Annotated in this window: 19 protein-coding genes; 11 read left to right on the top strand and 8 right to left on the bottom strand. The window is 68.9% G+C overall.

Annotated features, from left to right (window positions below; translation table 11 throughout):
- Positions 1-149 precede the first annotated feature (149 nt).
- On the bottom strand, positions 150-632 hold the full coding sequence (locus ASC79_RS09990) for an Lrp/AsnC family transcriptional regulator (RefSeq protein WP_056025396.1): 483 nt from the start codon (positions 630-632) through the stop codon (positions 150-152).
- Between the two features lie 164 nt (positions 633-796).
- Here ASC79_RS09990 and ASC79_RS09985 point away from each other — a divergent pair, with 164 nt between their 5' ends.
- From ASC79_RS09985 to ASC79_RS09960, 6 genes are all read left to right on the top strand, one after another.
- Positions 797-1,951, top strand: coding sequence for a pyridoxal phosphate-dependent aminotransferase (locus ASC79_RS09985; protein ID WP_082532057.1), 1,155 nt, complete (start codon positions 797-799; stop codon positions 1,949-1,951).
- Positions 1,952-2,192: 241 nt separating this feature from the next.
- A complete protein-coding gene (locus ASC79_RS09980; protein WP_056025390.1) occupies positions 2,193-5,165 on the top strand; it encodes a TonB-dependent receptor domain-containing protein in 2,973 nt (990 codons plus the stop codon).
- A gap of 100 nt (positions 5,166-5,265) precedes the next feature.
- Positions 5,266-6,237 (top strand): ornithine cyclodeaminase family protein, encoded by a 972-nt coding sequence (locus tag ASC79_RS09975; RefSeq protein ID WP_200937153.1) that lies wholly within the window; start codon positions 5,266-5,268, stop codon positions 6,235-6,237.
- Positions 6,234-7,538 carry an APC family permease gene (locus ASC79_RS09970; RefSeq protein ID WP_056025387.1) on the top strand — a complete coding sequence of 435 codons (1,305 nt, stop codon included), beginning with the start codon at positions 6,234-6,236 and terminating at the stop codon, positions 7,536-7,538. Before ASC79_RS09975 ends, ASC79_RS09970 begins: the two co-directional genes overlap by 4 nt.
- Positions 7,538-8,488, top strand: a complete 951-nt coding sequence (locus tag ASC79_RS09965) for an ornithine cyclodeaminase family protein (RefSeq protein ID WP_056025384.1) — start codon at positions 7,538-7,540, stop codon at positions 8,486-8,488. The genes ASC79_RS09970 and ASC79_RS09965 overlap by 1 nt, the downstream gene beginning before the upstream one ends.
- Positions 8,488-10,179, top strand: coding sequence for a hypothetical protein (locus tag ASC79_RS09960; protein ID WP_056025381.1), 1,692 nt, complete (start codon positions 8,488-8,490; stop codon positions 10,177-10,179). Before ASC79_RS09965 ends, ASC79_RS09960 begins: the two co-directional genes overlap by 1 nt.
- Here ASC79_RS09960 and ASC79_RS09955 read toward each other — a convergent pair.
- The gene (locus tag ASC79_RS09955) at positions 10,176-11,654 is read right to left on the bottom strand and encodes a S10 family peptidase (protein ID WP_056025378.1); all 1,479 of its coding nucleotides are present in this window, start codon (positions 11,652-11,654) and stop codon (positions 10,176-10,178) included. The two genes, ASC79_RS09960 and ASC79_RS09955, sit on opposite strands and share 4 nt — an antisense overlap.
- 334 nt (positions 11,655-11,988) lie before the next feature.
- Here ASC79_RS09955 and ASC79_RS09950 point away from each other — a divergent pair, with 334 nt between their 5' ends.
- The 5 genes from ASC79_RS09950 to ASC79_RS09930 all read left to right on the top strand — a co-directional run bounded on the left by ASC79_RS09950 (position 11,989) and on the right by ASC79_RS09930 (position 17,998).
- The gene (locus ASC79_RS09950; RefSeq protein WP_156378464.1) at positions 11,989-13,458 is read left to right on the top strand and encodes a S10 family peptidase; all 1,470 of its coding nucleotides are present in this window, start codon (positions 11,989-11,991) and stop codon (positions 13,456-13,458) included.
- 203 nt (positions 13,459-13,661) lie between these two features.
- Positions 13,662-15,689 (top strand): amidohydrolase family protein, encoded by a 2,028-nt coding sequence (locus tag ASC79_RS09945; RefSeq protein ID WP_056025372.1) that lies wholly within the window; start codon positions 13,662-13,664, stop codon positions 15,687-15,689.
- 114 nt (positions 15,690-15,803) lie between these two features.
- On the top strand, positions 15,804-16,382 hold the full coding sequence (locus ASC79_RS09940; RefSeq protein ID WP_056025369.1) for an acyloxyacyl hydrolase: 579 nt from the start codon (positions 15,804-15,806) through the stop codon (positions 16,380-16,382).
- Positions 16,383-16,460: 78 nt separating this feature from the next.
- Positions 16,461-17,240 (top strand): DUF1080 domain-containing protein, encoded by a 780-nt coding sequence (locus tag ASC79_RS09935; protein ID WP_056025366.1) that lies wholly within the window; start codon positions 16,461-16,463, stop codon positions 17,238-17,240.
- 17 nt (positions 17,241-17,257) lie between these two features.
- Entirely contained in the window at positions 17,258-17,998 is a 741-nt protein-coding gene (locus ASC79_RS09930; RefSeq protein WP_082532056.1) for a carbon-nitrogen hydrolase family protein, read from the top strand.
- Position 17,999: 1 nt separating this feature from the next.
- On the opposite strand, the gene ASC79_RS09925 is transcribed toward ASC79_RS09930, so the two are convergent.
- From ASC79_RS09925 to ASC79_RS09900, 6 genes are all read right to left on the bottom strand, one after another.
- Positions 18,000-19,928 (bottom strand): pyrroloquinoline quinone-dependent dehydrogenase, encoded by a 1,929-nt coding sequence (locus ASC79_RS09925; RefSeq protein WP_200937152.1) that lies wholly within the window; start codon positions 19,926-19,928, stop codon positions 18,000-18,002.
- Between the two features lie 78 nt (positions 19,929-20,006).
- Positions 20,007-20,837 (bottom strand): thioesterase family protein, encoded by an 831-nt coding sequence (locus ASC79_RS09920; RefSeq protein ID WP_056025360.1) that lies wholly within the window; start codon positions 20,835-20,837, stop codon positions 20,007-20,009.
- Between the two features lie 74 nt (positions 20,838-20,911).
- Complete coding sequence (locus ASC79_RS09915; RefSeq protein ID WP_056025357.1) at positions 20,912-23,068, bottom strand: TonB-dependent siderophore receptor; 2,157 nt, start codon at positions 23,066-23,068, stop codon at positions 20,912-20,914.
- 131 nt (positions 23,069-23,199) lie between these two features.
- On the bottom strand, positions 23,200-23,682 hold the full coding sequence (locus ASC79_RS09910; protein WP_056025354.1) for a globin: 483 nt from the start codon (positions 23,680-23,682) through the stop codon (positions 23,200-23,202).
- A gap of 140 nt (positions 23,683-23,822) precedes the next feature.
- Positions 23,823-24,053, bottom strand: a complete 231-nt coding sequence (locus ASC79_RS09905) for a hypothetical protein (protein ID WP_082532055.1) — start codon at positions 24,051-24,053, stop codon at positions 23,823-23,825.
- Positions 24,054-24,178: 125 nt separating this feature from the next.
- Positions 24,179-24,646, bottom strand: coding sequence for a 2TM domain-containing protein (locus ASC79_RS09900; RefSeq protein WP_056025348.1), 468 nt, complete (start codon positions 24,644-24,646; stop codon positions 24,179-24,181).
- Between the last annotated feature and the right edge of the window lie 103 nt (positions 24,647-24,749).

The following is a 24,749-nucleotide window of genomic DNA, read 5'->3' as shown; positions in this document are numbered from 1 at the left end:
ACTCTTGAGGCCCGATCCGGGCTTGCTGGAAACGCTAGGGGCGGACCGGCGGATTTTCTTGTCGTTCTCCACGGCGAAGGTCGCCGCGCGGGAGCGGTTTATGCGGCGGCGGGCCTTGCCTCTGCATTAGTCATGCGCCCTTGCCGCGATCAGCGGAATTTGCGCGCGCGCATCGGGATGGCGGTGGTGCTCTTGGACTCGGTCAGGGTCACGATCGAGCGGACGTCGACCACGCCGGGCAGCTTCAGCAGCGTCGAGAAGATGAAGTCCTGATACCAGATCACGTCCGGCGCCAGGATCTTCAGCATCGCGTCCATTTCTCCGAAAACCGTATAGCATTCAAGGATTTCGGGAATGTCGTTGATCGACTTGTGGAACTTTGCGCGATCCTCTTCGCTCAGGGTCGTCATCTTCACCTGGGCGAAGATCTGCATCTTGAAGCCCAGTTTCTCGCGATCGACGATCACCACCTGGGCCTTGATGTAGCCCTCCTCGCGCATGCGCTGAATACGCCGCCAGCAGGGCGACTGGGACAGCCCCACCCGTTCGGCCAGTTCAGCGGTGGAGAGCGATGCATCGCGCTGCATCAGCTCCAGGATTTTCATGTCGATAGCGTCGAGCTCGGCGGGCATATCTTATGTCCTTGGTTCGATTTGCGCGCATAGCGGATGCGGCGAATGGCTGTGTCAAGGCCGAGTAAGGCAAGATAATCCCGACTGGTGGAATAGGCTCACTTCACGATCAGCAACTGTCTCCGCACAGGCGGCGGCGGCGCCTTGGGGGCGACGAAGTGAATATGCCGAGTAAGTCGCCCAAGCCTGCGGGGCCGCACGTGCCGCCGCCGGAGGACTATTCCCACTGGGTGCGGGCGGCGATGCGCAACATCGCGCAGACCCCGGACGCCGCCGTCCTGTTCGACTCCACGATCAAGGAACCTACCGAATTGCTGGCGCAGGTCGTGCGCGGCGCTTTCGGGGGCGAGATCACCGACCGCTATGAAAGCGTCTTCGCCAACGGCAACCGCTTCGTCGCCGCCGCGGTGGCCGAGCGCTACGGCGTGCAGCCGCAGAACGTGCTCTGCACCACCGGCGCGACCAGTGCGATGTCGATGGCGATCCGCGCCTTCGTGCAGCCCGGCGACCACGTGATCGTCGAGACGCCCTGTTTCGACCTGCTGCCGGGGCTGGCTGCTGCGGCCGGCGCGACCATCAGCTATCTGCCGCGTCGCGCGCCGGACTTCAGCATCGACACCGTCGAGCTGGAAAGCCTCATCCAGCCCGAGACCCGCCTGGTCCTGTTGACGGACCTGCATAATCCTTCCGGTTCCGGGCTGGGCCAGGGCGCGTTGCTGGCGCTGGCGGCCCTGGCCGGCAAGAGCGGCGTGCGGATCGTTATCGACGAGGTCTATGGCGACTTCGCAGGTCCCCATGCCGCAGCCGCCACCTATTCGCCGGACATCATCAGCGTCGGCAGCCTCACCAAGGTCCAGGGCCTGTTCGCGCTCAAGTGCGGTTGGGCGATCGCCGCGCCGGACAAGATCGCGCGCATCCTGGCGGCCAGCGAGCAAGGCGACCTCGGCGTCTCCAAGCTCTCGCATGCGATCGCCGCGCGGGTGCTGGAGGACATGGCGCCTTTCGATGCGCACTGGCGCGATCTGCTGGCCCGCTCGCGGCCGGTGCTGGAGCGGCACGCCGCCGTCATGATCGGGGAAGGGCTGCTGGCCGGCGACCTCCCGGCCCAGGGCTGCATGTATTTCCCGCGCGTAGTCGGGGTCGCCGACACCTACGCCCTGGCCGACTGGCTCTGGCGTGAGCATCGCGTCGTCGTCGCGCCGGGCGAGTTCTTCGGGCTGCCGGGCCATGTGCGGATCGGTTTCGGCGGCGACGCCGAGCAACTGGACAGGGCGCTTGGCCGCTTCGCCGACGCGCTGCGGCGCTACCCGGCTTCGTGACGACCTTGTGCGCCTCGTCACACGCAGCCGCATCGCCAATGCAGAGCGCGTGCGCGGTGCGCATAAACAATCTGAGACGCTTCTGCGTCGCTTTGAAGAACGAAAAGAAAAACCGCGTTCCGGCGCCTAGCCTTTTCCACAGGCGCCAAAGCGCAATTGCGGACTTTGCGGCCCGCCCTGAACGGGGAGCGGCGGGACGCGTCGGAGCCGAAGGGCTCCGCGACAGAAGGGGGATATAAATATGGTTCAGTCGGTTCGCGGGCGTATGCTCGCCACTAGCATGATGGGCGGTCTGGCGATTGCGGCGGCGATGGCCGTGCAGCCTGCCTTCGCCCAGGACGAGGTCGCGATCGAAGAGATCGTGGTCACCGGTTCGCGTATTCGCCGGGTCGAGACAGAGACCTCGGCGCCGGTTTCGGTGGTCACCGAGCAGACCCTGACCGACCGCGGCGTGGTCCAGGTCGGCGACATGCTGAACCAGATCAGCTCCAACGTCCCTTCGTTCGCGATCGCGGACGGCACTGGGAACGAGGCCGGCAGCGGCCAGACCTTCCCGAACCTGTTCGGCCTGGGCGCCGGCCGCACGCTGACCCTGGTCAACGGCCGCCGGATGGTGACCACCTCGCAGTCGCGGGCGGTCAGCGGCGTCGATGGTCTGGGCGACCGCGTGGTCGACACCAACATCATTCCGACCGGCCTGATCGAGCGCATCGACGTGGTCCAGGCCGGCGGCGCGGCGGTCTACGGTTCGGACGCCATCGCCGGCGTGGTGAACTACGTCCTGAAGGACAGCTTCGAGGGCCTTGAGCTCGACGCGCAGTACGGCATTTCTTCGCGAGACGACTATCCGACCCAGGCCCTGCGCGCGACCGCGGGCAAGAACTTCCTCGACGGCCGGGCCAACATCGCGGCGAACCTGGAGTGGTCGAAGACCGACTCGCTCCTCGACTATGACCGCCCGCGCACCAACCTCGGCCGCGTGACCGTGTCGAACCCGGCCAACCGCACGCCGACCGACGGGATTCCGTCGCTGGTCGAGAACCTCAACACACGGTTCGTGACCTTCAACGCCAACGGCGTGATCTCGCGCGCCGGCCCGCCCTTCGCCAGCCAGATCGGCGCCGTCGCCGGCCAGCCGATCCAGAGCAACGCCACGGGCGACGCCTTCATCCCCTACAATGTCGGCACGCTGGTCAACCCGAACGTCCCGCCGTTCACCAGCGGCGGCGACGGCCTGCCGTACCAGGAACTGGCCGCCCTGCAGGTCGGCATCGAGCGCTGGGTCGGCAACGTCGTCGGTCACGTCGATCTGACCGACCGCATCCGCCTGTCGGGCGAGTTCATGTACGCCAAGGTCGAGGGCCGCGATCCCTACGGCCAGCAAGCCAGCAACACGGTGCTGAACAACGCCGCGTCCGGCGCCGGCGCCATCTCACTGTCGCGCACCAATCCGTTCCTGACGCCGGCCATGTCCGCGGCGCTGGGCGCGGGCGGTCCGCCGCTGTTCGTGTCCAAGTTCTGGACCGACCTGCTGCCGACGCGTGAAAACGTCAGCACCACGAACACGGCCCGCGCGGTCGTCTCGCTGGACGGCGACTTCGACTTCGCCGAGCGCAACTTCTACTGGAGCCTGTCGGCCAGCCGTGCGGAGACCGACGGCGAGAGCACCGGCTGGGGCGTGATCACCTCGCGCTTCAACAAGGCGGTCAACGCGGTCCGCAACAGCTCGGGCGCCATCGTCTGCGCCGTCAACGCCAACGCCACGACGGCCGATGACGACGCGGCCTGCACCCCGCTGAACCCGTTCGGCGTCGGCAACGTCACCCAGGCCAACCGCCTGTACCTGACCGCGCCGATCGGCCAGGACTACCTGAACACCCAGGACGATTATCTGGCGACCATCGGCGGCGACATCTTCAACCTGCCGGCCGGCGCGGTGAAGTTCAGCGCCGCCTACGAGCACCGCCGCGAAGAGGCCAAGTACACGCCCTTCGTCGCCAACCAGCAGGGCATCGTCGGCTCTCAGGTTGCGAGCGCCGCCACCAAGGCCGCCTACAACACCGACGAGTTCTCGGGCGAGCTGCTGGTGCCGATCTTCGGCGGCGACTTCACCCTGCCGGGCGTCCGCTCGCTGGAGTTCGACGGCGCCTATCGCCGCGTGAAGCATTCGATCGCGGGCTCGGAGAACATCTGGGGCGCGGGCCTGCGCTGGGAAGTCTTCGAAGGCCTGACCATCCGTGGTTCGCGCAGCCGCAACTTCCGTGCGCCGACCCTGGATCAACTGGCCGCGCCCTCGCGCACCGACCTGTCCAACGCGGGCTGGGACCCCTGCGACGCGGACCGCATCAACTCGGGCCCGAACCCGGCGATCCGCCTGGCCAACTGTCAGGCCCTGTTCGCCGCCAATCCGAGCTTCGGCCCGCTGGCGACGTTCCAGAACCCGTCCGAGAACTTCTCGAACACCCTGGTCACCTCGGGCGGCAATCCGAACCTGCGGAACGAACTCTCCGACACGCGGACCATCGGGTTCATCTATCAGCCGACCTTCGTGCCCGGCCTGACCATCGTGGTCGACCGCATCGACGTGGACCTGACGGACGGCCTCTCGCCGTTCACGCCCCAGGACTTCATGGCGGCCTGCTACGACTCCAGCAGCCCGTCGGCCGAGATCTGCGGCACCTTCACGCGTGATCCCACCGGCGCCATCGCCACCGCGATGTCGACGACCTTCAACGCCGGCACGGTGGCGTTCCGGGGCGAGACCTACAACGTCAACTACCGCTTCCCGATCGGCCGCTTCTTCAACGATGCGGACTACGGCGATCTGGAACTGGCGGTCGATGCGACCCACACCACCCGCTACGAGCAGTCGGTTACCGGCTTTGACGTGAACCGCTACGACGGCACGACCCGCCAGCCCGACTGGGTGGTCGACTTCGACGCGACCTACTCGCGCGGTCCGCTGCGTCTGTACTACTCGATGCACTATCTGCCGGAAGCCAAGATCAACAGCTTCGACACCATCGAGAGCACGCCGACGCCGGAGATCAAGGAAAACTACCGCCACAACATCTCGGCGCAGTACAACTTCGGCAAGTACACGGTGCGCGGCGGGGTCATCAATCTGACCGACGAACAGCCGTCGTTCCCGACCCGGAACTACGGCGACATCCTGGGCCGCCGGTACTATGTCGGCCTGAACGCGCGGTTCTAAGCGTCCGTCGCGCGGAACGCTCTCGTCCGCGCGCGGTGGGCGGCGTCGGTCTTACCCACGGACCGGCGCCGTCACGCATATCGGGGTGCAGGACATGAGCGTGGCGAAGAACGATCTTGGCGACCTGGTCGTCATTGGCGCCGGCGAGGTCCGCTCCCGCCTGACCTATGACGCCGCGATTCCGGTTGTCCGCGAGGCGATGATCGCCTTGTCGGACGGCCGCGTCCGGCAGCAGCTGCGCAGCTTCATTCCGGTGGGCGAGGGCCGGACCTTCGCGATCATGCCGGCCGCGATGTCCGAGCGCGGCGTGTTTGGGGCCAAACTGGTCAGCGTCTTCAAGCGACCGGACGGCGCCAAGGCCCATGAGGGCGTGGTGCTGCTGTTCGATCCCGAAACCGGCGCGCCGGTCTGCCTGGCCGACGCCGGCGAGGTCACCGCCATCCGCACCGCCGCCGCCAGCGCGGCCGCGACCGACGCCCTGGCGCGCCCTGAAGCCGATGTCCTCGCCCTGCTCGGGACCGGGCGGCAGGCGCAGGCTCACGCCCTGGCGATCTCCAAGGTTCGGACGCTGCGGCAGATCCGCGTCTGGGGCCGCTCGCCTGAGCGAGCAGCTGCCTTCGCCGCCGAGATCGCATCGCAATCCGGCGTTGAGGCCCTGGCCGCCTCCGTGGATGACGCCGTGGCCGGTGCGGACATCGTCTGCACGGTGACGGCCGCGGTCAATCCGATCCTGACCGCGGCGCAGGTCGCGCCCGGAACCCACATCAACGTCGTCGGCTCCAGTGGGCCGGCCCAGGCGGAGATCGCGAGCGACCTCGTTGTCGCCGGCCGCTTCATCGTCGATCACCGCGAGCACGTCCTGGCGCACGGTGGCGAGTTCCTGCGCGCCAAGGCCGCCGGCCTGATCGAAGACGGCCACATCGCCGGCGAGATCGGCGAGGTTCTCGCCGGTGCGCGAGCGGGCCGCACCGCCGCCGACGACATCACGATCTACAAATCACTCGGCCATGCCGCCCAGGATCTGGCGGCTGCGGCCTGGCTCTATCGCGACGCTACCGGGAAGCCCCTATGACCGATCAGACCGCCCACCTGCACAAGGGCGTCGACCTTTGGGCCGTGGTCGCCCTAGGCCTGGGGACCGCCGTCGGCGTCGCCATCTTCTCGGTCATCGCGCCGGCCACGGCCCTGGCGGGGCCCGGCATGCTGCTGGCCGTCGTCGTCGCCGCCGTGCCGATGTTCGTCATCGCCATGACCTACGCCTTCATGGGTTCTGCGCTGCCGACCTCGGGCGCTTCGTTCGAGTGGTCGCGGCGGTTCGTGCATCCATTCGTCGGCTACCTGATCGCCTGGATGCGCATCGTCTCCAACGTCGGGGCCATGTTGATCCTGGCCCTGGTCATGGTGCGCTATCTGTCGATGGTGATCCCGCTGCCGACCAAGCCCACGATGCTGGCGGCGTTCGTGATCTTCTTCATGGCCAACTACTTCGGCGTCGGCCTGGCCGCGCGGCTGCAGGTGATCCTGATGGGCGCCCTGGTGGTGTTGTTCATCGTGTTCTCGGCCTGGGGCGCGCCGCATGTGCAGGCTGCGCAATTCGAGCCGTTCCTGCCCAACGGGACGGCCGGGATGCTGGCGGCGATCCCGCTGCTGATCGGTCTGTTCTTCGGCATCGAGGCGGCGACCGAGATCGGCGACGAGGTCAAGGACAGCAAGAAGACCATTCCGCTGGGCATCGGCCTGTCGATCCTGACGGCGGTGGTGCTCTATCTGATGGTCGGTGCGGTCGCGATGGGCGTCATCGGCCCCGAGGCCCTGGCCAAGAGCGAGACCCCGCTGCTCGACGCAGCCACGCCGTTCATGGGCCCCGTCGCCAAGCCGCTGATCGTCTGCGCGGCGGTGATCGCCATCGCCAAGTCGATCAACTCCCTCTACCTCGGCTTCTCGCGCAGCCTGTTCGCCATGGCCCGCGAGGGCATGCTGCCGGCCGCCTTGGCCAAGGTGCACGAGAAGCATGGCACGCCGCACATGGCGTTGCTGACCATCCTCGGCGCGGCGAGCCTGGGCCTGCTGGCCCCGATGAACCTGACCAGCCTGTTCCTGGCGGTGAACATCCCCACGCTGCTGAAGTACGCGGCGACCTGCATCGCCGCGACCGTGGTCGTGCGCAAGCACCCGGACATCTACGAGGGCGCGCGCTTCAAGCTGTCCAAGCGCGCGACCGTCGGCTGGGCCTATGCAGGCTGCGCCGCCTCGCTGGTGGTGGCCGTGCTTGGCTTCTCGGCCGACTGGACGCCCTATGCGGCGCTGGCGGTCTGGGCCGCGATCGGCATCGCCTACTATGCGGTCTCCAGCCGTCGCCGGGCGCGGGCCTGATGCGCGTCATCGACCGCCGGGAGGTCGCCGAGCGGCTGACCTACGAGCTCGCCATTCCGATCGTGCGCGAGGCGATGATCGCCTTCTCGACCGGCCAGACGCGCCAGCTGCTGCGTTCGATCATCCCGCTGGCCGAGGGGCGGATGTTCGGCCTGATGCCGGGAGCCATGGGCGAGGACGCGCCGTTCGGGGCCAAGGTCATCAGCGTCTATCCCGAGAACTTCGCCAAGGGCCGCCAGTCGCACCAGGGGCTGATCGTGCTGTTCGACCCGGCGACCGGGGCGCCGGCCTGCGTGGTCCATGCCGGCGAGGTGACGGCGATCCGCACCGCCGCCGCCAGCGCCGCCGCCACCGACGCGCTGGCCCGCCCTGAGGCGCGCCGCCTGGCGCTACTGGGCTATGGCGAGCAGGCCGCCACCCACGCCCGTGCCATCGCCAAGGTGCGGCCGCTGGAACAGGTCGCCGTGTGGGGCCGCTCGCTCGACCGCGCCCAGGCGTTCGCCGCGGCGATGGCGGCCGAACTGGGCGTTCCGGCGACCGCCTTCGTCCACGCCAAGGATGCGGTCGCCGAAGCCGACATCATCTGCACCGTCAGCGCCGCCAAGGAGCCGATCCTCAACGGCGCCTGGGTCGCGCCGGGGACCCACGTCAATGTGGTCGGCTCCAGCTATGCGGGGCCGGTGGAGATCGACGACGACCTGGTGGTCCGCGCCCGGTTTATCGCCGACAGCCGCGAGGGCGTGCTGGCCCAGGGCGCGGAGTACCTGAAGGCCAGGGACGCCGGGCTGATCGACGAGCGGCACGTGGTCGGCGAGATCGGCCAGGTCTTCGCCGGCGAGCTCGAGGGCCGTCAGAGCCCCTCCCAGGTCACGATTTACAAGTCCCTCGGCCACGTGGTGCAGGATCTGGCCAGCGCCTGGGCTCTCTTCAAGCAATCGGAAAACGCCTGATGCGCATGTGCTTCGCCGCCGCTCTCCTGGCCACGGTCAGCCTGGCCTCCGTGGCGCAGGCGCAGGCGCGGTTCGAGGTCGTCCTCGCGCCCGGGCCGCTGGCCGCCGACGCCGAGCAGGGACATCTGGACGTCACCCTGAAGCTGTCGGGGGTGGATGCTCCGGCCGGCCGGCCGGTGCTGACCCTGCCTGTCGTGATCGCCAACACCGCCACCGTCGCCACGACGCTGCAGAACCTGCGCGCCACGGACGCCGCGGGCGAGGTGCCCTTGACCTTCAAGGACGATCCGGTGGCCATCGCCTATGCGCGGCATTGGATTCCGGGCCGCGCGGTGAAGGGCGATCTGACGGTCAGCTATCGCGCGCCGATCGACAACACCCCGCCCAAGCGCGGCTCGGGTCCGCCCTATCAGCTGCGCACCGAGGGCGGCGGGCTGTCGGGGGTGGGCAACACCTTCATCCTGATCCCGGAGGGCAAGCAGGCCTACGACGTCAGTCTGCGCTGGGACCTGAAGCAGCTGCCGGGGGCGGCGGCGACGTCGAGCTATGGCGACGGCGACGTCTCGTTGGGCGTCGGGCCGGCGGGGCGGCTGATGTCGACGGTGTTCATGGCCGGGCCGATGCATCGCTATCCGCAGGTTCCTAAGGGTGGTTTCTCGGCGGTCTGGCTGGGGACCCCGCCTTTCGAGCCGGGGCCGGTGATGGACTGGACCCAGCAGCTGCACAGCTGGATGATCAAGTTCTTCCGCGATCCCAGCGAACCGCCGTACCGGGTGTTCCTGCGCTACAACCCGATCAACGCCGGGGGCGGGGCGGCGCTGACCAACTCGTTCCTGACCACCTACGGCAAGACTGGTTCGGGCGAGGCGCTGAAGGGCACCCTGGCGCACGAGATGATCCACACCTGGACGGCCGTGGATGGCCCGGGTCAGTGGTTCGGCGAGGGGAATGCTGTCTTTTATCAAGCACTTCTGCCGATGCGTGCGGGCCTGATCACGCCGGACGACTACCTGGCGGACATCAACGAGACGGCCCGGCGCTACTACTCCAATCCGCTGAACGACACGCCCAATGACCAGATCGCCCCGCGCTTCTGGGAGGACACCCGCGTGCGCGTGCTGCCCTATGACCGGGGCGCGATGTACTTCGCGGTACTGGACGGCCAGATCCGCAAGGCCTCGGGCGGCAAGCGCTCGGTGGACGACCTGGTCCTTGAGATGGTCGAGCGCGAGCGCCGCGGCCAGACGACGGGCGAGGCCGACTGGCTGGCGCTGCTGGACAAGGAGCTGGGCGCCGCAGGGGCCAAGATCCACGCGGACATGCTGAAGGGCGCGCTGATGCTGCCCGAGGCCGACGGGTTCGGGCCATGCTTCACGCGCACGACCGGCAAGGTGCGCCGCTTCGAGCTGGGCTTCGAGCCCAAGTCCCTGGTCGGCGACGTCAAGACGATCCGCGACCTGCAGCCGGGCAGCGAGGCGGCCAAGGCCGGCCTGCGCAACGGCGACGTGGTCACCTACAGCCAGGCCCTGGACGGGGTGCAGGGTGATCCGGACAGGCAGTTGATCCTGCAGATCACGCGCGACGGAAAGACCTTCCCAATCAGCTACTTGCCGCGGGCAGATGAAGTCGAAATCTACCAGTGGAAGCGCGTGCCCGGCGTGCCGGACACGGCCTGCGGACGGGGCGCCTAGCGCCCCGTCACGAACGCCCGCACGTCGTTGCTGAACGCCTTGAGGGCGTCCTCGTTGGTGTAGGCCATGTGGCCGCCTTCGTAGTCGTGGAGCACCACGCGCTCGGCGGGCAGCGCGCCGCGGGCCTTGAGATAGCGGGCAGGGCCGATGGTGGTCGTGGTGTCGTAATAGCCGGCGCCGATCATCAGCCGGAAGGTCGGCTTGGCCTTCAGCGCCAGGCCGAAATTGGCTTGATAATCAAAGTCGTTGAACGGACCGCCGATGCCGCTGGTGGGCGACCAGCCCCAGCCCAGGGTCTCGGGTGCGAAGGACCGGTACTCGGCCATCGGCCAGGTCACCTTGAGCTGCTCGGTCATGTAGGCGTCGAAGCTCGGGCGGACCATGTCCATGACCTTGCCGAACGGGTCGACCTGGCGGGCGCCAGGGGCGGCGACCGGCGCGCTGTAGCGGGCGTCGTACACCCCCACGACCCGGCCCTCGTCCTTGAGCAGCTCGCTGACGAAGTCGACCTTGGAGATGATCAGGTCGTGGGCCAGGTAGTAGTCGGCGCTGATGCCGGTGAAGGCCTGGAGCTTGCGGGCGATGGCCTCGCGCTCGGCGGCGGGAAGGTCCTGGCCCTTCACCAGAGCGGCGAGATACTCATTCATTCCAAAGGCATAGGCGTCGTCGACGAAGGCGGCGACGGTCTTGCCGCCGGTGTCGGCGCGGCCGTGATAGGCGGCGACGGCGGCCAGGGCGGTGATGTTGGTCGCGTAGGAGATCGCGTTGCCCGGACGCTGGCTGGTCTCCATCATGTTGACTGCCTGGCCCATCAGGATGACGCCGTCGAGCGGGGTGGTCTTGGCCAGCTGGCCGGCCATCACCGCGGCGCGGAGCGTGCCGTAGCTCTCGCCGAGCACGTACTTGGGGGAAGCTTCGCGGCCATTGGCCTTGAGCCAGGCTTCGACGAAGCCCGAGACCGACTTGGCGTCGCCGTCCACCTGGTAGAAGTCGGCGCGCTTGGCGGCCGGCTGCACGCGGGTGAAGCCGGTCTCGGCCGGATCGATGAACACCAGGTCGGCGACGTCGAGCAGCGAGTAGGCGTTGTCCACGACCTTGTAAGGCTTGGGGATTTCGGCGTTCACGTCCTGCGGCGGGGAGATCCGGCGCGGGCCGAAGGCGCCCATGTGCAGCCATGTCGATGCCGAGCTGGGGCCGCCGTTGAACAGGAAGATCACCGGCCGCACCGCCTGATCCTTCGCGCCGTCGCGGACATAGGAGGTGGTGACGAAGCGGATGGTCGGCGCGCCTTGCGCATCGCGCAGCACGGTCTCGCCGACCGTGGCGACGTACTTCACCTTCTGGCCGTTGAAGGTCCCTGTGTGACGGGTGACGAAGCTCTCGGCCGCGGGCGCGGCGACGGCGGCCGGGGCCTGGGCGAAGGCCTGCGGAGCGGCGGCGCAGAGGAGGAAGAGGGCGAGGGAGGCGGGCTTCACGCTTGTAGGTCTCCAGTCGGTTTCTACCGGCAGGTTAAGCAGCGGAGACCGCATTATCTTGCCGATGTTGGCGGGCGGCCCTGATCTGCGCGACGGCTTTATGCAATGAGGCGACCGCGCCGTGCATGGTCCATGCGGCCATTTCGCGCCGCGAGGTCGAACCTATCCAAGCCCAAAGAGCCCATCGGCAGCTATCGGCATGCGGCATAAGCTATTCGGCGCGCTTGCAGAAACCTGACTAGCCTATGTGCGGCCTGGTGTCCGGGGCGCGCAGTTCGAAAAGAAATTCTGCCGGGCGCGGCTATCGTATGTCGAGACCATCGGGGGAACGAATATGCGTGCGAGCCTGCGGGCGCTGCTATTGGGAGCCTGCCTCACCGCGATGACGGCGGGCGGCGCCGTGGCCGCGCAGCCAGCGCCGGCGATCGCTGGCCGCGCCCCCGTGGTGGCCGAGACCCGTCACGTCGGGACGTTCAACGGCCAGAAGGTCGCCTACAAGGCCATCGTCGCCGAGACCATCCTGACCGACGCCGCCGGTGCGCCGACCGGATCGCTGGTGACCACGTCCTACATCCGCGAGGGCGGCAAGGACGCCGGCCGTCCGGTGCTGTTCCTGTTCAACGGCGGGCCGGGCGCCTCGACCACGCCGCTGCACTTCGGGGCGTTCGGCCCCAAGAAGCGCACCGACGACGGGCCGGACCAGCGGATGGTCGACAATCCCGACAGCATTCTCGACGCCGCCGACCTGGTGTTCATCGATCCGATCGGCACCGGTTACAGCCGCCCGTTCCCGGGCGTCGACGGCAAGCTGTTCTGGAGCCGCGACGGCGACGCCGCCTCGGTCAAGACGGTGATGAGCCAGTGGCTGAAGGCGAACGGCCGCGAGGCCTCGCCGCGCTACATGCTGGGCCAGAGCTATGGCACGACCCGCGCGGCGCTGGTCGCCGACATCGGGGCGGACCTGAAGCTGGACGGCATCCTGCTGTTCGCCCTGGTCGGCTACCCGCCGGGGCGCGAGATGCCCTATGTGACGACGCTGCCGACCTTTGCGACCACAGCCTGGTATCACCGCAAGGTCGACCGGGCCGGACGCAGCGTGCAGCAGGTGCACGACGAGGCCGTCGAGTTCGCCCGCACCCAGTATGTCACCGCCCTGATCAAGGGCGCGAGCCTGCCGGCGGCGGAGAAGCGCCAGGTCGCCGAGAAGATGGCCGAGATGATCGGTCTGCCGGCCGATTTCATCCTGGCCAAGGACCTGCGGCTGAGCCGCGAGGACTTCATGTTCAACCTGCTGAAGGACCAGGGGCTGCGCACCGGCCAGCTGGACGGGCGGGCCACGGCGCGCCTCGACGCCCCGGCCAAGCGGCCGCCCTATGACGATCCGGGCATGGGCTTCGCCGAACCGCGGCCGCCGGGGCCCAAGCCGACCGGGATGCTGCCGGTGGCGGCGGGCAAGCCGGCGCTGGAGTCCTATTTCAAGGACACGCTGAAGTTCCGCACAGCCGAGACCTATAACTCGCTGAACCTCGACGTGAATTCGGCCTGGGACCACCAGGGCATGACCGACGTCAACGGACTGCTCGGCAAGGCCATGCAGGCCAGTCCGAAGCTGCGACTGTTCTGGGCGGCCGGCTACTTCGACGTCACCACGCCCCCCTATGGCGCGCGCTACGCCCTCGATCAGGCCGGCGTGCCCGGCGAGCGGCTGACCGCGGCCTATTTCGACGGCGGCCACTCGGTGTTCACCGATCCCGGCAACCACGCGGCGCTGAGCGCCGCCGTGCGCAAGTTCGTGGCGCCCTAGGCGTGGCCGAGCCCGTGCATCAGCTTTCTTCTCCCCGTCGGGGAGAAGGTGGCCCGCGCAGCGGGTCGGATGAGGGGCAAGGGCCTCTCGTCAGCACGGCGCTCGCCAGGCGCGCCGCATCCCCTCATCCGGCGGGCTTGGCCCGCCACCTTCTCCCCTTAGGGGCGAAGGAAGTCGTTGCTCGTCAGAAGAAGTCCCCCCCGATGTTCTCAGCTCGCGTCTCGTTCCTCGCCCTCAGCCTGGCCGCCGGTCTCGCCGGTCCGGCCGCCGCGCAGGTGCAAAGCTTCGTGGTCATCGCCAACGGCGAGAAGGTCGGCCACCTGACCGCCGACGTGCAGGGCCGCAAGGTCGCCGTCGACTATGCGGTCAGCAACAACGGCCGCGGCCCCAAGGCCAAGGAGACCATCGAACTGGACGCCTCGGGCGTGCCGACGACCTGGTCGATCGACGGCTCGTCGCTGTTCGGCAGCCCGGTGCAGGAGCGCTTCGCCTGGAGCGCGGGCAAGGCCGAATGGACCAGCCAGGCCGACAAGGGGCAGATCGCCGCCGCCAAGCCGATCCTCTATGCCGCCAACGACGCGAGCCCGTGGATGCTGGGCGTCTATGTGAAGGCGCTGCTGAAGGCGCCGAACAACACCCTGCCGCTGGCGCCGTCGGGCGAGATGCGCCTGAAGGAAGTGCGCAAGCTGACCTTGGGCGAGGGCAAGGCCGCGGTCCCGGTCACCGTCTATGAACTGTCGGGCATCGACCTGTCGCCGAGCTATGTGCTGATCGACAGGAAGGGCGAACTGTTCGGGACGCTGGACGGCGGCCTGATCCGCGAGGGGGCCGAGGCCGCCATCCCGCAACTGCAGAAGGTGAGCCGCGAGGTCGACCTGCAGGCGGCGGTCGACGCCCAGGCCAAGCTGGCCCACCGCTTCGACACCCCGGTGCGCATCCGCAACGTCAAGGTGTTCGATCCCAAGACCATGAAGGTCGGCGGGCTTTCGACCGTGACGGTGTTCAAGGACCAGATCACCAGCGTCGAGCCTGAGGACGCGAGCCGCCCGGTCCCCAAGGGCGAGACGGCGATCGACGGACAGGGCGGGACGCTGGTGCCCGGCCTGCACGACATGCACTCGCACACGACCTTGCAGTCGAACCTGTTCAACCTGGCGGCCGGGGTGACCTCGGTCCGCGACCAGGGCAACTACAACGAAGAGCTGCTGGGCTGGATCGATGGGCTGGAGACCGGCAAGCTGGCCGGGCCGCGCATCGTCCGCAACGGCTTCCTGGAAGGCCGCAGCCCCTATTCGGCCCGGCACGGCTTCATCGCCGACAGCCTGGAGGGGGCGCTGAGGGACGTGCGCTGGTACGCCGACCACGGCTACTGGCAGATCAAGATCTACAACTCGATGAACCCCGACTGGGTGGCGCCGATCGCCGCCGAGGCGCATCGCCTGGGCATGGGCGTGACCGGTCACGTGCCGGCGTTCTCGTCGCCCGACCGGGTGATCAAGGACGGCTACAACGACATCGCGCACATCAACCAGCTGATGCTGGGCTGGATCCTCGATCCCAAGGAAGACACCCGCACGCCGCTGCGCCTGACCGGCATGGCCCGCGCCAAGGACCTGGACCTGAACGCCCCGCGCGTGCAGGCGACGCTGGCGCTGATGAAGGAAAAGGGCGTGGCGCTGGACACCACGGCGATGATCCTCGAGCGGCTGATGCTGTCGCGCTCGGGCCAAGTGCAGGAGGGCGACGCCGCCTATATCGACCATGTGCCGGTCGGCTATCAGCGCTACCGCAAGCGCAACTTCGTCACCATCGCCGATCCGCAGCAGGACGCCGACTACCATGCCGGCTACGCCAAGGTGCTGGAGACCCTGAAGCTGCTCGACGACCGCGGGATCCAGCTGTTGCCGGGCACCGACGACGGCACCGGCTTCTCGCTGCTGCGCGAACTGGAGATCTACGTGCAGGCCGGGATCGCGCCGGGCAAGGCGCTGCGGCTGGCGACGCTGGACTCCGAGACCTACTTCGGGCGCGACCACCAGCTGGGCTCGATCGAGCGTGGCAAGCTGGCCGACTTCTTCCTGGTCGAGGGCGACCCCACCGCCGACATCAGCAACATCCGCAAGATCCGCATGACCATGCGCGGGGGCGTGGCCTACTACCCGGCCGAGATCTACGAGCACCTGAACGTCAAGCCGTTCAGCGCCCCGCCGAGCGTGAGCGTGGCGAAGTAGGGGCGCCCGGCCGCGACGATCGCGGAAGGCGCGCGAGCGTCAGCCGAGAACCGGTCAGGGCCTGAGGGTTTCACCTCATAGGCGGGCTCTGGCGGCCCCGCTTACCTTGGGGCGATGAAGCACGCGAACTTTCTTCGCCGGTGGGCGCATGGCGGGGCCGCGGCGGCGCTGGCGGCTGCACTCGGCGGTCATGCGCAAGCCCAAGAGCTTCGGGTCGGCGTGGGCTACTCGCCCCACGAACCGGAGGTGGGGAGCTCGGTGATTGTCGAGTACCTGTTCCCGCCGGCGTCGGCGCTGAAGGCCATCGGCGCGCCGCGGCCGTTCGTCAGCACGCAGCTGAGCCTGGACGGCTACACCAACTATGCGCAGGGCGGGCTGATCTGGCGTTTCGAGCGCCAGAAGACCTATCTCGACCTGGGTGCGGGCGTGGCGGTGCACGACGGGTCGCTCTATCTGCCGAGGCCGGAGGCGGGGGTTTCCCACGAGGAGAACCTGCGCCGCCGCGCCGCCCGCGACGAGTACATAGAGTTCGACAAGCGCTGGGTGTTTCACGCCACCTTTGCGGTCGGCTACCGGCTGAACGAGCGCTGGGCCGTCGAGCTGGAGGGCCAGCACTGGAGTAACGGCCAGTTCAGCAGCGACACCCACGACGGCGCCGACAGCCTGGGACTGCGCGCGGCCTACAGGTTCTGAGCGCGCCCGCGCGCAAGCGGCGCTGGACGAGGCGCGGCGGCGTGGTCCAAGACAGGCGGCGCTGGGAGGAAACTAGCCATGAAGACAAGGTTCGCGGCGCTGGCCGCGTTGGCGGCGTTGTCGGTCGGGACGGCCTGCGGCGCGCAGCTGCTGCCCAAGGACACCGAGGTCTGGACGCCGCAGCCGCCTATAGTCGCGGCGGGCGGCGAGGCGGGCGCGGCGCCGGCCGATGCGGTGGTGCTGTTCGGCGGCCAGGACCTCTCCGAATGGGTGGCGACCAAGGACAAGGGACCCGCCGGCTGGACGGTGGACGCCGGCGCGCTGACCGTGAACAAGGCGGCCGGCAACATCGAGACCAAGCGCAGCTTCGGCGACTATCAACTGCACATCGAGTGGCGCATCCCGGCGGACATCACCGGCGAGGGCCAGGCGCGCGGCAACAGCGGGCTGTTCCTGGCGTCGACCGGCGGCGGCGACGCCGGCTACGAGCTGCAGATCCTCGATTCCTATCAGAACCCGACCTATGTGAACGGCCAGGCCGCCAGCCTCTACAAACAGCACGCGCCGCTGGCCAACGCCAGCCGCAAGCCCGGCGAATGGCAGAGCTATGACGTCATCTGGCGGGCGCCGACGTTCGGCGCGGACGGGGCGCTGGTCACGCCGGCGCGGGCAACGGTGCTGCACAACGGCGTGCTGGTGCAGGACGGCGCCGTGCTGGCCGGGGAGACCGTGTTCATCGGCAAGCCCAAGTACAAGGCGCACGGCAAGTCGCCCATCAAGCTGCAGGCGCACCGCGACCCGAGCGAGCCGATCAGCTTCCGAAACATCTGGGTGCGGGAGCTGGCGCCGGCGCAGTGAGGGAGGCGACGCGTACCGTGCGGATCGCGGCCGCCCAGACGCCGGAGTTCCTGGACGACGTTCCGGGCGCGTTCGCCTGCCTGCTGCAGGTCGCCGAGCAGGCGCGCGCCAGGGGCGCGGCGCTGCTGTGTTTTCCCGAGGGTTTTCTGCAGGGCTATCTGACCGAGGCGGACGACGCGCGACGCGTCGCCTTCGACCTCGGCGGGCCGCGGTTCGCGGACCTGCTCAGCCAAATGCCCGAGCACGCGCCGATGATCGTCGTCGGGCTGATCGAGGCCGACGGCGAGGACCTCTACAACACGGCGGCCGTCATCCACCGGAGGGCGGTGGTCGGGCGTTATCGCAAGCGCCACCTGCTGGGGCGCGAGCGCTGCTTTCGGGCTGGGGAGGAGGCTGCGACCTACGTCGTCGAGGGCCTGCGCTTCGGCATCAACATCTGCTTCGACACCAATTTCGCCAGCGCCGCCAGGAGCGTGGCCGAGCAGGGCGCCTCGCTGCTGCTCTGCCCGGCCAACAACATGCTGCCGACGCCCGCCGCCATCGCGTGGCGCGACAGGCACAATGAAGTGCGCGGCGAGCGGTGCCGCGAGACCGGCCTGTGGCTGATGTCGGCCGATGTGACGGGCGCACGGGACGGGCTGGTCGGCTGGGGCCCGACCGCCGTCCTGACCCCGGACGGCGAGGTCGCGGCGCAACTGCCGCTCGACGCGCCGGGGCTGCTGGTCTTCGATTTGCCGGCGGTGGCGCTCCGCGCCTAGCCTACTGCGGCAGGGCGAAGGCCACGACCTGGTCTCCGCGCTTGGTGTCGCCCTTGGCGTGGCCGCCGGCGGCGATGACGACGTATTGGCGGCCCTTCCAGACGTAGGTCATCGGGGTGGCCTGGCCGCCGGCCGGGAGGCGGCCCTTCCAGAGTTCCTGGCCGGACTTCGCGTCGAAGGCGCGCAGGTAGTTGTCCATGGCCGCGCCGATGAAGACGAGGCCCGAGGCGGTGGCGATCGGGCCGCCCATGTTCGGCGTGCCGACTCCGCGGACGAAGAACTGCGAGCCGGGCGCCAGGTCGCGGGTCGTGCCCAGCGGCGTGCGCCACAGCACCTTGCCGGTGGTCATATCGACGGCGGTGAGCAGGCCCCAGGGCGGCGGGTTGCAGGGCAGGCCGAGCGGCGAGACCAGCAGTTCGCGACGCATGCCGTAGGGGGCGCCGGCCTGGGGGCTGATCTCCATGTCGGGGTTGGCCTGCCTGGCGGCGGCGACCTCCGCGGCCGGGATCAGGGTCACCTTGTGCAGGGCCGAGGAGGTGTTGAGGAAGGCGACGCCGCGGCGGGCGTCGAAGGCCAGCCCGCCCCAGTTCGAGCCGCCGCCCGTGAACGGGTAGACGATCGTCCCCTTGGTGCCGGGCGGGGTGTAGAGCCCCTCGTTGCGGGCGCCGGCGATGAGCTTGCGGCAGGCGTCGCGGTCCCAGGGGGTCAGGCCGAAGGCGTCGTCGGGGGCGATGCGGCTGGGGGCCAAGGGCTCCGGCGCGACGGGGAAGGGCTGGGTCGGGGAGAGCACCTCGCCGACCTCGCCGCCCTGGGGCACGGGGCGCTCCTCGACCGGGATGATCGGCTGGCCGGTCTCGCGGTCGAGGGTGAAGACCAGGCCCTGTTTGGTCGTCTGGATCACCGCGGGCCGGACCGGGCCGCCGCGATAGCTGAGCATGGCGAGGGTGGGCTGGGCCGGGACGTCATAGTCCCAGACGTCGTGGTGGGTGGTCTGGAAGGCCCATGCCACCTCGCCGGTGGCGGCCCTGACCGCGACGACGGAGTTGGCGTGGGCGGCGTCGCCCGGTCGCGCCGTGCCGTAGAAGTCCGGGCTGGGGCTGGAGGTGGGCAGGAAGACCAAGCCGCGGGCCGGGTCGGTGGACATCGGCGCCCAGACGTTGGCCGCGCCGGCGACGACGCCGGGGCCAGCCCCCTGCAGTGGGTCGTAGGTCCAGCGCAGGGCGCCGGTGCGGCCATCGAAGGCGCGCACCGCACCGGGCGTCTCGCGGACCCGCTGGTTGTCGTCGATGGACGAGCCGACGACCACGATCCCGTCGATGACCACCGGGGCCGAGGTGATCTGGGCGCCGCCGGGCCGGGCCAGTTGGGCGCCGGGCATGGCGTCGACCTGTCCGCCCTGGCCGAAGCCCGCGCAGGCCTGGCCGGTGGCGGCGTCGAGCGAGAACAGCCGCCGGTCGTTGGTGGCCATGAAGATGCGCTCGGCGCAGGGGGCGTTCGCCGGGGCGGCGGGGTCGCGCCAGTAGGCGACGCCGCGGCAGTTGAAGCTGTTGGGATAGCGCAGGGCGGCGTCGATCTTGGGATCGAAGGTCCAGAGCGCCTTGCCCGTGCCGGGGTCGTGGGCGCTGGCGACGTTGAACGGGCTGCAGAGGAAGAGCCGGCCGCCGGCCAGGATGGGGGTGGCCTGGAACGCCGCGCGCCGCACCGCGTCGGCGTGCGTCTGCATGTGGCCGGTGGAGTAGGTCCAGGCGACCTTCAGCCCCTTGACGTTGGCGGGCGTGATCTGGGCGGCGGGCGAGAACCGCTGGCCGCCCGCGTCGCCGCCGTAATAGGGCCAGTCGGCGTCGGGCGCGGGCGCAGGCGGAGCCGCCGCCGGGGCGCAGGCGGAGAGGGCGAGGACGGAAAGGGCGAAGGCGGCGAGGCGCTGAATCATGGCCCGATGTTCCCGCCGGACCGCCTTGAGAAAAGCGCCCTGGGACGAGCGGCGAGCGGGGCGGGGCGAGCGGTGAGGCTACTCGGGCGAGACGGCTGGGGTCTGGCGGTACCAGGCCAGCTGCTCGCTGGTGGCCAGCAGGCGTCCGTCGCGCGACCAGTAGCTGGAGCGCTCGTCCGAAGCGCCGCCGCCGCCGACGCGGCCTTCGCACTCGATCAGGATGTAGTCGTCGCCGATCGCGGCCAGTTCGTCTTCGCGCGCGTGCAGGTAGGCGGTCAGCGACAGGGTCGTCGTCATCACCCGGTCGAGGGCGTACATGGCCCGCGGCGCGGAGTTGTCGGTGACCATGGCCAGCAGCGCCTTGTCCCAGGCCCCGTTGCGGGGGCGCACCCAGGCCAGCGAGCGGGAGTCGCCGCCGGGCCGGGGCGGGAAGCCGTCCAGGGTCCGCCGCTCGAAGGCCGAGGCGCCGAAGTGCATCGGGCCGGCCGGGTGATCGGGGGTGGGCAGGTCCTCGGGCGCGGGGGCTTGCGGCAGGCTGGCGAAGGCGAACGGCGGGGTGGGCGGCCGGCGCGCCATGGTGACCATGCCGTGGACGCCGACATCCTCGACGCCCTGCGGCCGCAATTCGACCTCCCAGACGCCGATCGAGCCGCCCTGGCGCAGGCGGCGGGTGCGCACGTCAAGCTCGCCCGGGGGCAGGCCGGCGGCGTAGGTGAGGGTCATGGAGAGGACTTCGCCGCTCGCCTCGGGCTCGGCTTGCAGCGTCCTGACGCAGAGGCCGAGCGCGTAGCCGCCCCAGAGCCCGCCGCCGGGATTGCGCCATTCGGGCGCGGCGTGGGTCGTCCATCGCCCCGGGGCGGCGGCGTGCAGGGCGATGTCGTAGGCGGGATTGGTGGACGTCGTGGACATGCCGACGTTCTACCGAGTGGACGCGTCGGCGCAAGACGCGCCGGCCGCCGGAAGGTCCGGCGGCCGGCTCTGGATCAGAACGTGTGGCGCAGGGTGAGGCGCGCGTTGCGCGGCTCGGCGTAAACGAAGCCCGCGAACCAGGCGTTGTTGCTGTAGTAGGTCTCGTCGAACACGTTGTTGACGTTGAGCTGGACGGTCGTCTGGTCGGTCAGGTCGTACTGCGCGAGCAGGTTGACCACCACGTAGGACGGCTGGCCGACGGCTTCGACGAGGTTCGTGCCGGGATTGACCGCGGTCTGCGGCGGGCGGCTTTCCCAGCGCAGCGAACCGCCGAGGCTGAGGCGGTCGAGGGCGCCCGAGAGCTCATACTTGGTCGAGAGACGCAGCACTTTGCGCGGATGGTGGGCCTGGACGTGCACGCCGTCGCCGTCCTTGGCCGTGAACTGGCTCCAGCCGACGCTGATGTCCCAGTCGGGCAGGGGGCGGCCGGCGAGCTCGAGCTCGTAGCCTTCAGAGACTGTGCCCTGGGCCGGGCGATAGGCCGGATCGATCGTTCCGGGCACGAAGTAGCCGTCGTCGACGACCGGGAAATTGTTCTGCTCGACGCGGAAGATGGCGCCCGAGGCGCGCAGGGTGCCGTCCAGCAGGTCGGCCTTCAGGCCGGCCTCGTAGTTGTCGCCTTCCAGCGGGTCGAGATAGTCGCCGTTGCGGTCGCGGTAGTTCTGCGGATCGAAGATGCTGGTGTAGCTGACATAGGCCGACAGGGTGTCGTTGATGTCGTAGATCAGGCCCAGATAGGGCGTGAAGACATTGCTCTCCTTCAAGGTGAAGGCGGCCGGCGTGTACATGGCCACCTCCTCCTCGCGCTTCCAGTTGCTCAGGCGGCCGCCGGCGATGAGCTTGAGGTTGTCGAGGATCTGGAAGCGGGTCGCCGCGTAGATGGCGCTCTGCTCGGTCGTGCCGATGCCGGACATGTCGTAGCGCGGGCCCCAGGCGGGCTCGGGGTAGCTGCCGTCCCAGAGGCGGAAGTCGCCGGAGTCGGCCACCGGCCCGACCGGGTCCTGGTTGCTCCAGCCGCCCGAGAGGCGGTTGTACATGCCCCCGACGATCAGCTCGTGCTGGCGGCCGAACAGTTCGTAGTCGCCCTTGACCGAGAGGCTGGCGTTCCACTGCTCGGGCGCGGCGTTGTACCAGTAGGGCCAGGCGCTCATGCCCTGGCCGGTCTGGCGGTCGAGGTCGCCCCACATCCAGAGCAGCTTCGAGTCCTCGACCTGGCGGTGGTAGCTGACGTCGCCGCGGATCGACCAGGTGGGGCTGAGGGCGTGCTCGATCGTCACGAAGGCGGTCTGCTCGGTGGTGTCCCACTGGTTCCACTTGGCGGCGCTGGTCTTGGAGCGCGGCCAGCTGGTGCGCGTGCCGTCGGTGTACCAGTAGGGCAGCTGGCCCCAGAGGACGCCGCTGCGCTCGTCGACCTGCTGGCTGGCGCCGACGCTGAGCCGGGTGTTGGAGCCGAGGTCGGCGTCGATCACGCCATAGAGGGTGTAGCCCTTGGAGCTTTCGAGATCGACGAAGGCGTCCTTGTCATAGATCTGGGCCACGAAGCGACCGCGAACCGCGCCGTCCTGGGTGAACGGCACGGTGACGTCGGCGGTGGCGGCGAAGGTGTTCCAGGAACCGGCTTCCAGGGTGAGCTCGCCGGTGAACTCGCGCGCGTCGGCGTGCTTGCGGATCAGGTTGATGGAAGCCGACGGCTCGCCCGCGCCCTGCAGCAGGCCGGTGGCGCCGCGCACCACCTCGACCCGCTCGTAGATCGCGGTGCTGGTTTCCTCTAGCCCGACATTGCCGTTCTCGAACGGGACGCCGTCGATCTGGAAGTTGCTGATCTCGAAGCCGCGCGCCGAGAGCTGGTTGCGGCCCCGGTCGACGGCCTTCAGCGAGATGCCGGTGGTGTAGGCCAGCACGTCGGTCACCTTGAAGGCGCCCTGATCCTCGATCTGCTGGCGGGTGATGATGCTGAGCGACTGGGGCGTCTGGCGCGGGGTGAGGTCCAGGCCGGTCGCGGTGGTGTTCGCCGTGGCGCCGCGGCCATAGACGACCAGGGCCTCGACTTCCTTCTTTTCGTCGGCCGCCTCTTCCGCCGTGGCGGCGACGGGGACGAGCATGGCGGCGGCCAAGACCAGCAGCGACGCCGAGCGCCGGCTGGCGACGACCGAATGATGTAGCTTGAGCATTCGAAATTCCGCCCCGATGTCTGACAATCAGGTCCGGTTATTGCAATTGCGATGCGTTTTCAAGTTTGGTTCGCCGAACGGCGTGCGCCCTCTGGTCGCGGCGGCTGAGGTCGGCGATGTAGCTTTTGAGCCTAGGTCAGGGTTTCGCCGCGCTGGAAGGCTTCGACGCGGGAGGTGTGATAGGCGCTGACGACGTCGTTGCGCGGGGTGGCCTGGACGTAGACGTCGATCTCGGCGAGGAGGGCGTCCCAGGCCGCGGCCAGTTGCGGCGTGAAGGCCGGGCCGAGCACGTCGCGGACCGCGTCGCGGACGACCGTGAAGAAGGTGGCGAACACCTCGCGCGGGACGTCGTAGCCCTCGTGGGTGATGATCTCGGTCTCGATCATGTGGTCGGCGTAGCGGCGCTCGCCGATGAAATCGAGGATCGCGGCGAAGGTACGCGACAGCATCTCGCCCTTGATGGCGTTGGTGGTGTCGCGCCAGAAATAGGGCTCCATGTGGGGCTGGAGCTCAAACAGCCGCTTGTAGACGATCGGCGTCGGATCCTCGCAAAGCTCGGCCAACAGTTCGAGGCTGCTCTCGATTTCAACCGCGTGCGCGAATGCAGGAACCATGACTGACGCTTCTCCCAACGGTCTCTTAGGACCCTGAAAGGGAGCCTAGTCGCGTCGCGACCGCCCCGAAAGCGGCGATGTTGGGGAAGGCGGGCGGAGGGGCGACCGAGGGCGTTGCGCCCTGGTCGCCGTTTTGCGCCCTACTTGGAGGGGCTGGTGTCCGGAGTGTTGGCCGTGGTCGCGCCGCCGTCGGCGTTGCCGGCCTGTTGTTCGACCGCGTCGGCCTGGGCGTTGAGTTGCTTCTCGACCGCTTCGTTCGGGGTGGCGGCGGCCTGCGCTTCGAGCGCGTCGGCTTGCTTCTCCGCAGCCTGATCCTGCGGGCTGTTGCAGGCGGTGAGCATCAGGGCAGCGGCGCCGGCCGTGATAAGCATCAGATTTCGCACGTCAGTTACCTCTCAATTCCGTTACCCAGGGATAGCGCCGAGCGAGCGCAAAGGTTCACTCGAACGTGAGAGTCGCTTGTGGATGACCGTGCGCGGCCTTGTTCTGCCTGGGTCTAGAGCTTGCGCCCGAGGTACTTTTCGACCTGCCGCCGTTCCCAGGCCCCGTCGAGGAACGGGACGGCGCCGAACACCGAGGCGCCGTGAGCGGCGACCCCGAGACCCCAGCCGAGCGCCGGCCAGACGAACCACAGGTAGCTTGAGTAGCTGACCAGGTTGATGGCCGCGAGGATGGGGATGACGATCAGGTATTGGGTGAGGTGGACGTAGAACCCTTTGACCTTGCGCACGTGGGCGAGGGCGAGGGCCTCGTCGGGCCTCACGTCGGATTGCGGCGAATCCATGGACGGCTCCTTCAAGCGGTCGAGGTCTGTTTCAAAGACCGCCGCGAGGGCGTTCATCGACTCCAGGCTGCCGGGTTGGCCGCGCTCGAGCCGTTGAATGGTGCGGACGCTGAGGCCCGATACTTCCGCGAGCTGTTCCTGGGACCAGCCCTTTTGCAGCCGCAGCTTCTGGATCAGCATGTCCAAAGTCCTCGTCGGAGATCGCCCCGACCGTGAAGGAAGCGGCATTGGGCCTCCACGCCACGGGCCCGTCAACCACCCGCCAGCGACCTGACGAACGCCC

The sequence above is a fragment of the Phenylobacterium sp. Root1290 genome, assembly GCF_001425305.1.
In the GTDB taxonomy this organism is placed as follows: domain Bacteria; phylum Pseudomonadota; class Alphaproteobacteria; order Caulobacterales; family Caulobacteraceae; genus Phenylobacterium.
Note: the sequence above shows the minus strand (reverse complement) of the source record. Positions and strands in the feature narration are given on the sequence as shown.

Coding starts and splice junctions, on each gene's coding strand:
- ASC79_RS09990 (WP_056025396.1), bottom strand. CDS start 632: ATGCCCGCCGAGCTCGACGCTATCGACATGAAAATCCTGGAGCTGATG.
- ASC79_RS09985 (WP_082532057.1), top strand. CDS start 797: ATGCCGAGTAAGTCGCCCAAGCCTGCGGGGCCGCACGTGCCGCCGCCG.
- ASC79_RS09980 (WP_056025390.1), top strand. CDS start 2,193: ATGGTTCAGTCGGTTCGCGGGCGTATGCTCGCCACTAGCATGATGGGC.
- ASC79_RS09970 (WP_056025387.1), top strand. CDS start 6,234: ATGACCGATCAGACCGCCCACCTGCACAAGGGCGTCGACCTTTGGGCC.
- ASC79_RS09965 (WP_056025384.1), top strand. CDS start 7,538: ATGCGCGTCATCGACCGCCGGGAGGTCGCCGAGCGGCTGACCTACGAG.
- ASC79_RS09960 (WP_056025381.1), top strand. CDS start 8,488: ATGCGCATGTGCTTCGCCGCCGCTCTCCTGGCCACGGTCAGCCTGGCC.
- ASC79_RS09950 (WP_156378464.1), top strand. CDS start 11,989: ATGCGTGCGAGCCTGCGGGCGCTGCTATTGGGAGCCTGCCTCACCGCG.
- ASC79_RS09945 (WP_056025372.1), top strand. CDS start 13,662: ATGTTCTCAGCTCGCGTCTCGTTCCTCGCCCTCAGCCTGGCCGCCGGT.
- ASC79_RS09940 (WP_056025369.1), top strand. CDS start 15,804: ATGAAGCACGCGAACTTTCTTCGCCGGTGGGCGCATGGCGGGGCCGCG.
- ASC79_RS09935 (WP_056025366.1), top strand. CDS start 16,461: ATGAAGACAAGGTTCGCGGCGCTGGCCGCGTTGGCGGCGTTGTCGGTC.
- ASC79_RS09925 (WP_200937152.1), bottom strand. CDS start 19,928: ATGATTCAGCGCCTCGCCGCCTTCGCCCTTTCCGTCCTCGCCCTCTCC.
- ASC79_RS09920 (WP_056025360.1), bottom strand. CDS start 20,837: ATGTCCACGACGTCCACCAATCCCGCCTACGACATCGCCCTGCACGCC.
- ASC79_RS09915 (WP_056025357.1), bottom strand. CDS start 23,068: ATGCTCAAGCTACATCATTCGGTCGTCGCCAGCCGGCGCTCGGCGTCG.
- ASC79_RS09910 (WP_056025354.1), bottom strand. CDS start 23,682: ATGGTTCCTGCATTCGCGCACGCGGTTGAAATCGAGAGCAGCCTCGAA.
- ASC79_RS09905 (WP_082532055.1), bottom strand. CDS start 24,053: ATGCTTATCACGGCCGGCGCCGCTGCCCTGATGCTCACCGCCTGCAAC.
- ASC79_RS09900 (WP_056025348.1), bottom strand. CDS start 24,646: ATGCTGATCCAGAAGCTGCGGCTGCAAAAGGGCTGGTCCCAGGAACAG.